This is a genomic window from Pyrinomonadaceae bacterium (assembly GCA_036277115.1).
GTDB lineage: Bacteria > Acidobacteriota > Blastocatellia > Pyrinomonadales > Pyrinomonadaceae > UBA11740.
Window position 1 is genome coordinate 1463814 of sequence record DASUNM010000023.1, and the last position, 12842, is coordinate 1476655.

At 56.7% G+C, this 12842-nt stretch carries 10 protein-coding genes; 4 read left to right on the plus strand and 6 right to left on the minus strand.

Features of this window, described 5'->3' with window-relative positions; translation table 11 throughout:
• Positions 1-114: 114 nt before the first annotated feature.
• The 6 genes from VFX97_13040 to VFX97_13065 form a co-directional block, all read right to left on the minus strand.
• Positions 115-699, minus strand: coding sequence for a hypothetical protein (locus VFX97_13040; protein HEX5704121.1), 585 nt, complete (start codon positions 697-699; stop codon positions 115-117).
• A gap of 7 nt (positions 700-706) precedes the next feature.
• Positions 707-1114, minus strand: a complete 408-nt coding sequence (locus VFX97_13045; GenBank protein HEX5704122.1) for a hypothetical protein — start codon at positions 1112-1114, stop codon at positions 707-709.
• Between the two features lie 181 nt (positions 1115-1295).
• Entirely contained in the window at positions 1296-1682 is a 387-nt protein-coding gene (locus VFX97_13050; protein ID HEX5704123.1) for a hypothetical protein, read from the minus strand.
• Positions 1683-1872: 190 nt separating this feature from the next.
• Positions 1873-3282 (minus strand): sigma-54 dependent transcriptional regulator, encoded by a 1410-nt coding sequence (locus VFX97_13055; GenBank protein HEX5704124.1) that lies wholly within the window; start codon positions 3280-3282, stop codon positions 1873-1875.
• 73 nt (positions 3283-3355) lie between these two features.
• A complete protein-coding gene (locus VFX97_13060) occupies positions 3356-6322 on the minus strand; it encodes an ATP-binding protein (protein HEX5704125.1) in 2967 nt (988 codons plus the stop codon).
• 293 nt (positions 6323-6615) lie between these two features.
• Complete coding sequence (locus VFX97_13065) at positions 6616-8358, minus strand: carboxypeptidase-like regulatory domain-containing protein (protein HEX5704126.1); 1743 nt, start codon at positions 8356-8358, stop codon at positions 6616-6618.
• Between the two features lie 337 nt (positions 8359-8695).
• On the opposite strand from VFX97_13065, the gene VFX97_13070 reads away from it, so the two are divergent.
• The 4 genes from VFX97_13070 (at position 8696) to purB (ending at position 12808) form a co-directional block, all read left to right on the plus strand.
• Positions 8696-9967 (plus strand): pitrilysin family protein, encoded by a 1272-nt coding sequence (locus VFX97_13070; protein HEX5704127.1) that lies wholly within the window; start codon positions 8696-8698, stop codon positions 9965-9967.
• Positions 9968-10087: 120 nt separating this feature from the next.
• A complete protein-coding gene (locus VFX97_13075) occupies positions 10088-10912 on the plus strand; it encodes an MBL fold metallo-hydrolase (GenBank protein ID HEX5704128.1) in 825 nt (274 codons plus the stop codon).
• Positions 10913-10953: 41 nt separating this feature from the next.
• Positions 10954-11418 (plus strand): DUF4019 domain-containing protein, encoded by a 465-nt coding sequence (locus tag VFX97_13080; protein ID HEX5704129.1) that lies wholly within the window; start codon positions 10954-10956, stop codon positions 11416-11418.
• Between the two features lie 73 nt (positions 11419-11491).
• Positions 11492-12808 carry an adenylosuccinate lyase gene (purB, locus tag VFX97_13085; GenBank protein HEX5704130.1) on the plus strand — a complete coding sequence of 439 codons (1317 nt, stop codon included), beginning with the start codon at positions 11492-11494 and terminating at the stop codon, positions 12806-12808.
• Positions 12809-12842 lie beyond the last annotated feature (34 nt).

Here is a 12842-nt window from a genome sequence, read left to right on the forward strand (position 1 = left end):
CATGAGATAAAGTGTGCGCGCACGCAGAATCGCAGGCCTGACCCCAGTTTTAATTACTCTGTTTTGGTTTTCCTGTTTTGGTTTTCGTGCCGCGTTTTGGCCAATTTTGAGTTCTCATTTTTTCAGTGCCGTGGGTGGGAAGTCATCAAAAAGAAAGTACACCCGATGAACAACGCCACCTGCTCCCATCCCGATGGCGCTGCTGGTTTCCCAAGCGTACTTGAAAGGCACGACTATATCTAAGCCTCTCTTGAGCTGAGCCCGAGGAATGCGGAAGATCACAGAGTGCCCCGGTTGCACTTGATAACTAAAGACTGAATCCCCCCAGCCGTAGCCACGTTGCGGGGCTTTCTGTCGTTGCCGGTCTTCTACCAAGTAGTGAAGCGCCACTCTAACACCATCTGCAGAACCAATGACCGGTTCGATTCTGACATCTCCGTTCGGAAACCTTCTCAACTGTGCTGGAATGCTGTCATCGGTCTCAATGACAATCTCACAAGTGGTGTTGTTCCGCAGACGCAGACTGATTTCGGCTGAAGGTTTAGTACCCTCGTACGCAATGTAGTGAGGAGGACGACTGCTCTCAATCAAAGTGCAACCTGGCGTATTCGCCGGCCGAGGTTGAGCGAAATTCTTTGCCGCCGTCGGTATTACAAATAAGACGGTGGCACAGCTAAGAAGCGAAGTGATGAAATGCATAGGCCTCCTAACGTCGGCAATGCGCGGCAATCTGCTCATTGATATACTGTGAGGCCGCACTGCGATCCGTGAAATTCCCCGCATTGCCAGGATTATCCCGTCCCCGTGTCGCCATAATATGAGCCGCCCCGGCAATTGCAAAATCACTGAAATTCGGGATGAGGTGTAACGATTCATGAAGGACCATCAGTGCCCGATCAGTCAGACCGAGACTGTAGAATTCTCTGTTCCAGGCAATAGTGCGGTTGTTTGTTGTTGTTCCATAAGTAGTTGTATTGCCGCTTCGGCCGGATTGGCCCGAGGCAAAGACCCGATCTCCAAGCGCACGCTCGTACTCATTGAGCGCGTAGTAGGCGTTGTATCCAGGGGAAAGGCTGCCGTTTAGATTTAGTAAGGGACCAAAGGTTGGAGTCATTTGGCCTCTCCCATCGTAACGAATAAGCGACGCCGTAATAGAGATGAGTTCTGCGATAAAGTTTGAGCATTCATTGTTTCGAAGTAAACCAGCGGCACGTATCGCGGCCGCCCCAGCAGCGCGTCCGGCTGGCTGCGGGAGTGGGTTCTGCGCCAACGCGCTAACGTCAAGACCCCGGTTGTTACTGATGAATAACGAAGACTATCGACGCCGTTGTGCCGGCCGCGTTCCGCGCCGCCAGCGCCCAGCCGCTCGATCCGTCAGCCGTGCAAACAGTGATTTGCGAATCAGAACTGTTGTAGAACTCGATGAACTCGTCGTTAGGTCCTGCCGCCCCGCGCAACCTAAACTCGCTGATTCTCAAAGTAGTCGGCGGAGTGCATGTAGGTGGCTCGAGTTCTGCGTGTACCGGTGTCAGTTCAAGCGTCGAATATGCTGTTGCGATAACGCTGATGATCAATCCAACCACAACCGCAGTTCTGGGAAAGGCACATGCTTTCCTTGATAGGCCGGCGAGCGGACTTGAGGCACACGTCTTAATTAGGGAGTAAAAGCGAGCAATTTTCATGGGAGTACAATCCTTTGTGAGATTAGTAACGGGCGAGAGTACGCGAGTTCGATTCTTGAGGCAACTTGCGAAAGGCCCGCCGTCAACTGCTATCCAGCTGATCGTCGCGCCTTATATCCCTAGCAGACTGGTTGGCAATGTTTTCATCTGCGCAGACAGAGTCTCCGAAAGAGAGCCTACAAAGCCGCAACTAAGATCGCAGGTTGATGTTATAGGTTTTGATCTTTGAGTTAAGCGTGGTGGGATTCATACCGAGCAGGCGCGCGGCGCGAGATTGATGGCCGCCGGTTTGATCCAAAGCGCGCCGAATGAGATCGATTTCAAAGCGTCGCACTTCGTCGTAGAAGTTCACGCCGCGGGTGACGTCGATTCCCGACGATGCGCCGACCGCTTCGCGCGCGACGGCGGCGGCAGCTTGCGGATCGGCAATTTCGCGGCGCAGGCATTCACGGGTGATCTCGTCGCCGGGAGCGATGACGACAGCCCGCTCGATCGCGTTCTCAAGCTCGCGCACGTTACCGGGCCAGGAATAATTCTCAAGCAGCGACAGCACCTCGGGATTAACGTGTTCCGAGACCTGCCGGCCGTTTTCTTCGTTGTATTTGCGAACAAAATGCTGCGCCAGCGGCAGAATGTCTTCATGCCGGTCGCGTAAAGGCGGCAGCTCAATCGGCACGACAGACAAACGGTAGTAAAGATCCTCGCGAAATACTCCCTGACGCACCGCTTCTTTCAAGTCGATATTCGTGGCGGCGATGATGCGCACGTCGACGCGACGCGGCGTCGTATCACCCAACGGCGTGAATTCCCTCTCCTGAATGACGCGGAGCAGACGCACCTGAGTCTCGGGTGGGATGTCGCCAATCTCATCGAGAAAGATTGAGCCGCCGTCGGCGACTTCAAACAGACCTTTTTTCGCGGCAATTGCGCCGGTGAATGCGCCGCGCGTGTGACCGAATAACTCGGACTCGAGCAACTCAGAAGGAATGTTCGAACTGTTCACCGTCACAAACGCCCGGCCGGCGCGCGGGCTGGCTTCGTGAATTGCCTTTGCGATCAGTTCTTTGCCGGTGCCGCTTTCGCCGGTGATGAGAACCGTCGAGCGCGCGGGCGCGACTTGCTCCACGACGCGAAAGACCTCCTGCATGATGTCCGAGCGGCCGATGATCGCGCCGCGATCGACTTCGCGGCTCATTGCCTGTCGCAGAGAGCGGCGCTCTTCTTCTTTGCGGCGTCGCTTGATGCCGGCGGCCACCTGCGCCTTGATGTGTTCGTTCTGAAACGGCTTGCGAATGCAGCCGAACGCGCCCTTCTCCCACGCGGCAATCGCGGTGTCGAACGTCGCGTACGCGGTAACCATCAGGATGACGGCGTCCGCATCCAGCTTCAAAAACTCTTCCAGCGCGCGCAGTCCACCGATGCCCGGCATCGACACGTCCAACAGCACCACGTCGTAAGGCCGCTTGGTGTAAGTGTCCAGTCCTTCTTCGCCGGTCTTCGACAAATCAACGCGATAGCCTTCGGCCGAGAGCAAAGTCTCGAGCACGTCGCGCATTATTTCTTCGTCGTCAACGACGAGGATTGAGCCTCTTTTAGCCATCACAGATCGCTTGCAAAGCCGAGATTATGACTGAAATCGATTTCAAAAGTAACTTGGGGTCGAGTGGAAGTGGTTAGTGAACGGCGACTTTCATGCGGGCCCTTGGATCGGTGGTGGGAAGCGTGATGCGGAAGGTTGAACCCTGACCCGGGGTGCTCAGGACGGTGATGTGGCCTGAGTGTTCCTGCACAATTCCGTACGTGACGGCCAGCCCCAGACCGGTGCCGCCGCCCACGCCTTTGGTGGTAAAGAATGGATCGTAAATCTTCGCGACATGTTCGGGCGCGATGCCGATGCCGTTGTCGGCAACTTCGACGACTACCAACCCGTCTTCACCGTTGCGCGTCTTGAGAGTGACCAAACCGTTACCGTTCGAGATTGAGTCCCGCGCATTCAGAATTAAGTTCGTAAAGACCTGTTGCAGCTTGCCTGAATTGCCGTGGACCTCCGGCAACTCTTCGCCGTAGTCACGCACAATTTCAATTTGACTGCGCCGAAGTTGCGGCTCGAGCAGTTGCAGGGTGTCGTCGAGCACCCGATGAATGTTGAGTTGATTAAACTCTTCGGCATTGCCGGTGCGCGAGAAGTTCAGCAGGTTATTAACGATGTCGGTGGCACGATCGGCTTGCCGGCGAACTTTCTCGAGGAGGGCGTGTTTCGGATCGCTTTCCGGCAGCATGCCCAGCAGCATTTGCGTGTAAGAAGACACGCCGGTCAAAGGTGTGTTCACTTCGTGGGCCACCCCGGCCGCCAACAAACCGATCGAAGAAAGTTTTTCGCGCTGCTGAAGTTGTTCTTCCAGTTGCAGGCGCTGAGTGACGTCTTCGAGAACTACCAGCGCGCCGGTCTGCTCTTCGGTGTCGGCGTACAGCGGGGCCAGCGCGATGTTAAGTACCGCCGACCGGCCGGCACGCGTAATCGTGTGCAGCTTGTAGATCTGGCGCGTCTGGCTGAGGTGCCAACCTTCCGGTCCCAGCACCTGTCGCAGAGTGTCCGCGAAATCTTCGGCAAAGAGATCCTCGACGTTCTTGCCATTGGCTTCTTCGCGCGTCATCGAGAAGATTTCTTCCATCGCGGAATTCAAGCGCGTGATGTTGCCGTTCAAATCAACCGCCAACAAGCCGACGTTGATCGATTCGACGATCGACTCGTTGAATTCCTTCAGCAGCTCGAGTTCGGCGGCACGGTGTTTCTGCTCCTGGTAAAGCAGGCTATTCTCGATGGCGACCGCGATATAGCCCGACACGGTGCGCAAAATTTCGACGTCTTCCGACGAAAGCAGCGCGCCATCGCTGGAGCGACCTAATCCGATCACCGCCACCATCCGGCCACGAACTACGCACGGCAGGTAATAATGCAGCGTCCGCCGGACAAAGCTCCCGCTTTCCGTGGGCAACTCAAGGTCGTCTGCACGGACGACGCCCGTTTCAGCCGAGCGGGCGCGAATCATCTCGCGAAAGTCAGGTGGCGCACTCAGCTCTGAGAGCCCGGCGGTGCGGGCAACTCGATAGCCGGATGAATCGGTCTGGTCTTCGATAAAAATCGCGACGCGCTCGACGTTCATTACTTCGCGCAAGCGCGAAATTAGCGAGTCAAGCAAGGGATCGAGCGCCGTGCTGGCGGAAATAGTGCGTCCAAAGTCGAGCAGGCTGTGACGCATGTCATAACGGCGGCCATAGAACAGCCGGTCAACCCGCTCCTGAAGAAAGTTCTTTACCGGCGCAGCAATCATGACGATGGCGGCCATCAGCACGATCGAGGCTATCAGCTTGAGAGTGATTTGGTCCGAAGATGAAACCCCGCCGCCGAGTGCATAGAGCCCGAAAATATAAACGACGAGGCCGATCAGAAATGCAATTGCCAGAGACGTCGCCGCATAGACCGCAGCGCGACGCACGACCAGCTCGACGTCCATCAACCGATAGCGAACCACAGAGTAGCCGAATGACAACGGAATCAAAATCAGCGGGAGAAAAGCGACGTCAGTTAAGGGCCCGGCCGTGTCAGCGCCGGCCACGTAACCGATCCCGTAAAGCAAGGTGAAAGGCACAATCGCCAGCGCCGATCCCGACACGACCCATTTCAATTGTTGGCGCGCGACCGTGTTCTTGCTGACGACGAAACGACGAATCAGGATGGCTGCGCTAATCACTAACGCGGCGACAAAATGGATGAAAGAGATTCGATAGTAGCGCCCGACGAAGGCCGGCGAATAATCCAACACGGCGCTCAACGGCGGAGCGAGCAGGACAAGCTGATCACGCAGAAACATGATCGCGCCAACCGACGCCAAAATCATCGACGGCAGATACAGGTACACGGCGCGCCAATGCTTCTCATCGAACAAACGATGGCGCACGGGATAAATTGCCGCGAAGTGCAGGAACAGCGGCGCGAAAAGAATGAATGCCGTGTTGTCCAGGATCGCAATCGCTAAATCCAGATCGCGGTAGCTCGCGATCGACACGTAGAAGTGAAAGACAAAGGCAGTGAGACAAAGGGTCGCAAAGTGCAGCACGAACGGCGCACGCGAACCCTGCTTGAAGATTACAAACAGGCCAATGCAAAGATAGATTAATCCGATTAGATTTATGTAAAGGTCACGTGCGGTTAACCTCTGAATCGCTCCGAGGTTGTCGAGGTCGGCGTAGTAGTAACGGGTCTCGGCCGGGAAGGAGGGGCGCTCGATCAGGTAGTGAATCTCTCCGCCGACGCCGGCGCGGTCCAGATAGATCTGAAGTCGAGTCGCATTCCCAATCGGCTCGCAGGTCGGTCCGTCCAGGCTGGTCGGGCACGGCTGGCCGTTAGGACTGATGGCGTGCAGTCGATCTCCGGGGATTATTCGCGCGCGCGCCGCTGCCGATCCGGGTTCGACCGCCTCAGCAAATACGCCGTTAGAGCTATCCACCCAGGTTGCGCCGTCGGTGGGTGGCGCGTGATGACTCCTTCGCTGGGAAAAGTTCAAGGCTCCCGCCACCACGAGCAAAGCCGTCGCGCCCAACAGAACCAACGTTCGGCCTGTAAGTACTGAACCTTTCATCGACCTATTCGAATCGTGTGCTTGCGGTTAATGTATGCGACACACGAAATCGTTTATTTCAAAGCAACCGATGTTCCAGCTTCCCTTTCCCCTGGCCGGAACTAAACGCGCGGCCTCACTTCAGGCTGACACTCGCTTTTGGCTGGGTTCCTTAACCGCCAAGTATTGAGGTTCAGACCTGACTCACTCGCGCTGTACGATTTTTCGTATGCCTCCGAGATTTTGGAGAAACCGCGCGCCTCTGGGAACAGGGATCGGACTAAGAAAGGAAAGGGGGCGCGTGGCTCCCTGGTCTAGAAGCGGAGCGAGATTCCCCCGCGAACTGACCGCCCGTTGGGCGCAACCAGCAACAATGTTTCGCCGTTGCTCGTCGTGGTCTGCACGTCCAGGAGATTGCGCGCATCGAGGATCGCCTGGGCCCGCAGCGGCAGACCAAACGTGGGAAGGTCTTGCGTGACCTGAATACTCAACGAGGGATCGTAAACCGCGAGCTGGCCGGCGAATGGATCAATTGCGAAAACCGTCGCCTCAGGCGAGAACCGGAAGACCGTCTGCACATGAGTACCCGTAGACCAATCACCGGCAATTTGCAGTGCGACCGTATTGAAAAACGCGCTTTCGAAAAGTTGAGCTGGATTGCGAATACCGTTGGACGAAAGCCGCTGGCCACGGCCGAACGAATAGCCGGCGGACGCATTCCACACGTGGTTCAAACGGTTCGAGTAAACGAGGCGCACGCCGCGAGCGGAACCTTCCTGGTTTGCCACCCGGATAAGGGCCGCTGCGTTATCTCCTGAAAAAGCGCTTGCGGGCATCGCCAATAAGCCAACGCCGCGACCTGAAGTCATATCTACAAAGGCCGTCGCTTCAACGTTCGAGCGATTGCTGAGTTCGCGTTCCAAGCCGACCTCAAAGCGACGGCTGCGCGCCATCACGGCCCGGCCACCAACGTAAGCAACCGGCTGCGTCGTGGGTGCTTTGAAAACTGCATTGCTCGATTCAAAAGGTGCGACACTCTGAACATCGCCGCTGTCAGCCATGTTGGCGTAAGCCACTTTCACTCTGGTGCGGGCGGTGGCGTCGAATTGAATTGCCAGGCGCGGCGTGAACGACGTGTCATTTCCGGAGCCAAAGAAACGCGAATAATCCATCCCGAGCACGACCACGAAACCGTCCCGAACAATCCATTCGTCAACGGCCCGAACCGACATCTGTCCAAGACTGCTCTGCGCGAACTTGTCATCGATCCCGCCAAACGTTTGCACTTTCGCACCGCCGGCAGTGACGCCGAGACGATGTCGATCATTTAAACGCACGCGCGCAGATGCTTCGAATCGCTGTGGCGCGTCGCCCGTACCGGTCTGGCCGGCAAAGATGAAATCGACGCTCTCAGAAGCCGTCAGAGCGACGGCAAAGTTCAGACCCTGGTAACTGGAACCAAGCGGGTTCGATGATCCCGCGAAATAGGTTTCGACCACACCCTGCGGACGAACGCCGCTCTTGTCGCTTTCATCGGCGGAAGCATTGACGACGCTGACATCGTCCGTAGCAACGGCGGCAACCGTCCCATCGGTCCCTTCGTTAGCCTGGAAGATTGAGCGCTGTGTTTGCGCCGAACGCAATCGCCACTTGGCGCTATCGCGGTCGCTGCGCTGTTCGGGATAGGTTCGGCCCGCGCCGAGCGGCTCGAGATTAAAGCGATAAGCAATTTCCGCTGAAGGAGCAACACTGACTGACGAGAAAAGAACTTCGCCGAATCCTGAGGCGACTGCCTTGAGAGAGTAACGACCGGCGGGGATCTTGGCTGAGAAGCTGCCGTCGGCGGCGGTGCGGGCTTCGGTGACGATTTTCTTCGCGCCTTCGCGAATGATTTGAATCAACGCGCCGGACAACGGCAATCCGCGATGATCGCGAACCGTGCCGCTGACCGTTGCTAAGCCGCGGGCGCCTTTGCCGGATGCGGATGACGAACCAGTCGTCAGCAGCATGACAGCAATCGCCACCAGCGGCGCACTAAATTTGAAGGCTTTTCTCATCGCGGCTGGACCTCCGATTCGCGCGGAACCACATAACGATGACTGAACAAGACACGGCAACTGTACTGCTGAAAATTACTGGTTGACCGTTTGTACGATTCTCCGCTGCGTTCGTCAGATGCCTGAGCGGCAAAATTCTTGAAACCCGCTAATGGGCAAGGGAGACCTTCACCCGCTTGAATGGCTGTAATTCTCAGCCACCCGAGGCATGGCTGTCAAGCGAGTTTCCGTTTTGTCGCACAGTTTTCCGATTAAAAACCAGCGATTTTGCCGCCCTCAGTTCGCGTGCTACGATGAAGCACCCTGGCCCGTTACCACCGAATCTTTTCCGTCATCAATGATTGATCAAGTTAAGACAACCCGGCTTCCGAATGGTCTGACCATTCTGACCGAACATATGCCGGGGCTCAGATCCGTCACCTTTGGCATTTGGGTGCGACGCGGCTCGCGACACGAATCGGCCCCACTTAACGGCATCTGCCACTTCATCGAGCATGCTTTGTTCAAAGGCACGCGCACCCGCTCCGCCCACGACATCGCGACCGAGTCGGACCGGCTCGGCGGCCACCTCGACGCTTACACGTCTCACGAAATCACCGGATTTTCTATGAAAGTGGTTGATACGGCGATGCCGGCTGCGTTCGATTTACTCGCGGACATGCTGGCCAATCCCCGGTTCGATCAAGACGATCTCAAACGCGAACAAGGCGTCATCATCGAAGAGATGAAGATGATCGAAGACACGCCGGACGAGCTTCTCGGCGAGCTTCTTAATGCCGCGTACTTCCCCGATCACTCTCTTGGACGGCCGATCGAAGGCACGGTCGAAACCGTCTCAAACTTCGATCGCGAGAAGACTTCAGCCTTTCATGCGCAGAACTATGCGCCGGCAAATCTGGTGATCGCGGCAGCCGGCAACGTTAATCATCAACAGTTCGTGGATCTGGCGCTTAAATTTTTCGGGGGCAGCAACGGGCATGTGGAGAACGGTTTCAGCCCCGCGGCACCCGCCCCTTCGGCTCCGATCTTGATTGAACGAAAGAGCGAGCTGGAGCAGGCGCACTTGATCGTCGCCGCGCCGTGGCCCTCGGCCAGAAGCGAGGACCGCTACATCGCCAGCATGTTGGGAACAATTATTGGGGGCGGCACGTCCAGTCGCTTGTGGCAATCGATCCGCGAAGAGCGTGGTTTGGCGTACGCCATTGGCGCCGGCGGAAACACTTTCACGGACGTGGGCATGTTCACGATTTATGCCGGCGTGTCCCCGGTACACATCGATCAGGTTTTGGATTTGTCTTTGAAAGAATTACGGCGGGTGGTACGCGAGCCGGTGACACAGGACGAGTTGAAACTCGCAAAGGATCAAGCCGTCGCTTCAGTCTTGTTAAGCCTGGAATCTTCCAGCGCGCGCGCCGGCGCCCTCGCGCGCCAGGAGATCGTTCACGGCCGAAGAATTCCTACCGACCAGATCATCCAGCGAATTGAAGCGGTTACTCAGGAAGACACACTGCGGCTGGCGCAAGAACACTTCACAACGCCGAAGCTGGCACTGGGCGCGCTGGGAAACTTGAATGGCTTTGTTGTAGATCGATCGCGCTTGGAAATCTAAGAAAATTATTCGCGTGGATACACGCGAATCTACGCCGATCATGATTTAGAACTCTCTCCGCAAACATCCGCGTAAATCTGCGGCTGAATTCTGATCTTTTTCCCGTATAATCCCCTCGCAATGAAACTTTCGGTTCTGGGCAGCGGCTCAACAGGTAATGCGGTGCTGCTGGTTGCTAACGGCACGCGTGTGCTGGTGGATGCGGGCCTCAGCGCGCGCGAGATCGCGCGCCGCATGAGTCAACTGGGCGAAGATCCAAACTCGCTCGACGGCATTTTGATCACACACGAGCACGGCGACCACGCAGGCGGACTGCGCGTGCTGATGAAGGACCTCGACTGCCCCGTGTACATGTCGGCGAAGACGCACACCGCTTACATTTTGGATCGCCGTAACGCCACCAACGAGGAACCGCGCCGCCGGGCTGACGCCTTACGCGATCGCATGGTCGAGATCGATTCGGGTCAGGACTTTCGCATCGGCGCGATCGACTTTCATCCTTTTACGGTGCCGCACGACGCGGTCGATAACTTCGGCTTTACCGCTACGCATAACGGTGTGAAGGTCGCCACGCTGATGGATTTTGGCCATGTCACCACATTGATTGCCCAGCAATTGCGCGGGTGCGCCGCCATCGTCATCGAATCGAACCACAGCCGGGACATGCTCAAGACGGTCGAAAACTATCCGTGGGAATTGAAGCAAAGAATCCTTTCGCGGCTCGGCCACCTGTCCAATGAAGACGTTGCGGAATGGCTGGTTGGAGGTTTTGACGGTCAGGCCCGTCACATCGTGCTCGCGCACATGTCGCAGCGCGCGAACAATCCTTATCTGGCGAAAATCACCGCGGAAACGGCTTTGTATGAGCGTTCACCGCTGTTCCGAAGCGACACCGAAATCATTCTATCTTTTCCGAAAGAGCCGACTGCTTGGATCGAAGTGTGAATTGGGGCAGTAGCCCGACCGTGAGGGAGGGCGTTAAGGTCGTGCGACGCCGTCCCTTACGGTCGGGCTACTGCCCCGATCTGCCGACGCTACTCGTAGTTGCGTTGGCGCTGGTTTTCGCCTCGTGCACTCGGGGTGAACGGCGATCCGGAATTCCCGCGGATGCTCAGACTGTGCTGGACACGGCGATTGAAGACATCAACACCGGCCGCTACGATAAACTTTACAATGAAGCGGCGGACGAATGGCGCAGGGACACCACACTGGAAGAGTCGAAGACGACGTTTGAGAGGCTGCGAGAGAAACTCGGCCGCGCCAACGTTCGGAACCTCCAATCTGCGCGCGAAGAGCAAACGGGAACGGCGCCCGTTGCCGGTCACTCATTGACGGCCATCTATCAAACGTCATTTGAGCGCGGCCATGCGATGGAAACCTTCACCCTGGTCGAGCGCGGCGGCAAATGGTACCTGGCAAAATATTTTGTGAGTTCGACGGCGCTGGGATGAAGTTCCAAGTCTCAAGTTTCACGTTTCAAGTTGTTCAAAAGAACTTGAAACTTGAAACCTTAAACTTGAAACCATGATTCCGAGATACACCTTGCCCGAGATGGGCGCGCTCTGGTCCGAACAGAACAAGTTCCAGAAGTGGCTGGACGTCGAAATCGCCGTGTGCGAAGTCCACGCTGAGATGGGCACAATTCCCCACGACGCGCTGGAACAAATAAAAGCGCGCGCGAAATTTTCCGTCGAACGCATTAAGGAAATCGAGAAGACTACCGATCATGACGTGATCGCGTTCACGACCAACCTGGCCGAATCGATTGGCGCAGCTGCACGCTTTGTGCACTACGGACTGACTTCCTCCGACGTCGTCGATACCGCTAATGCACTGCTGCTGCGCGATGCATGTGACATTCTTCTGAAGAAAATTGATGCGCTGCTCGAAGTGCTTAAGCGGCGCGCCTTTGAATTCAAGAAGACGCCGCAGATCGGTCGCACCCACGGCATTCACGCCGAACCAACTTCGTTCGGGATGACGTTCGCGCTTTGGTACGACGAGATGCGCCGCAATCGTGAACGCCTGACGCGCGCATATGAAGCGGTCGCGGTGGGAAAATTGAGCGGCGCTGTCGGCTCGTTCGCGCACCTCGGCCCCGAAGTCGAAGAAAAGGTTTGCGCGCGGCTCGGATTGAAACCTGCACCCGTCTCAACGCAAATCGTCCAGCGCGATTCGTACGCGGAATACCTCTGCACCCTGGCCATCATCGCGTCGTCGCTCGATAAGTTCGCGCTCCAGGTTCGCCACTGGCAGCGCACCGAAGTTCGCGAAGCGCAGGAGAAATTCAAAAAAGGCCAGAAGGGATCGAGCGCGATGCCGCACAAGCGCAATCCGATCCTTTCCGAAAGAATTTGCGGGATGGCTCGGGTGGTGCGCGCGAACAGTATCGTTGGGCTTGAGAACGTCGCGCTCTGGCATGAACGCGATATCTCGCACTCCTCAGCTGAACGGGTCGTGTTGCCCGATTCGAGCATTGCCACGGATTACATCCTGCAGAAAGCGGCTTCGCTGCTGGACGGGCTGGTCGTTTATCCCGAACGCATGCTGGAAAACCTCAACGCGACTCGCGGGCTGGTTTTCAGTGGCCAACTGCTGCTGGCGCTGACGCAAGCGGGCACCGCTCGTGAAACGGCTTACGAGTGGGTGCAGCGAAATGCGATGAAGTGCTGGGACGAGGGCGCCGATTTTCGCGAACTGGTCTCAGCAGACAAAGACATCGCCGCTCATATCAGTCGCGAACAAATCGATGCAGTTTTTTCGTTGGAGAAATATTTGAAGAACGTCGATGAGGTCTTTGCGCGGGTGTTTGAAGAGAGTGGTCAGAACCGCCTGCGGTAGCGGGCGGTTCACCTTTGAAGTTACGGACTCAAAC

Excerpts from the sequence above, each read along its gene's own strand:
- VFX97_13040 (HEX5704121.1), bottom strand. The coding sequence starts at position 699 with ATGCATTTCATCACTTCGCTTCTTAGCTGTGCCACCGTCTTATTTGTA.
- VFX97_13045 (HEX5704122.1), bottom strand. The coding sequence starts at position 1,114 with ATGACTCCAACCTTTGGTCCCTTACTAAATCTAAACGGCAGCCTTTCC.
- VFX97_13050 (HEX5704123.1), bottom strand. The coding sequence starts at position 1,682 with ATGAAAATTGCTCGCTTTTACTCCCTAATTAAGACGTGTGCCTCAAGT.
- VFX97_13055 (HEX5704124.1), bottom strand. The coding sequence starts at position 3,282 with ATGGCTAAAAGAGGCTCAATCCTCGTCGTTGACGACGAAGAAATAATG.
- VFX97_13060 (HEX5704125.1), bottom strand. The coding sequence starts at position 6,322 with ATGAAAGGTTCAGTACTTACAGGCCGAACGTTGGTTCTGTTGGGCGCG.
- VFX97_13065 (HEX5704126.1), bottom strand. The coding sequence starts at position 8,358 with ATGAGAAAAGCCTTCAAATTTAGTGCGCCGCTGGTGGCGATTGCTGTC.
- VFX97_13070 (HEX5704127.1), top strand. The coding sequence starts at position 8,696 with ATGATTGATCAAGTTAAGACAACCCGGCTTCCGAATGGTCTGACCATT.
- VFX97_13075 (HEX5704128.1), top strand. The coding sequence starts at position 10,088 with ATGAAACTTTCGGTTCTGGGCAGCGGCTCAACAGGTAATGCGGTGCTG.
- purB (HEX5704130.1), top strand. The coding sequence starts at position 11,492 with ATGATTCCGAGATACACCTTGCCCGAGATGGGCGCGCTCTGGTCCGAA.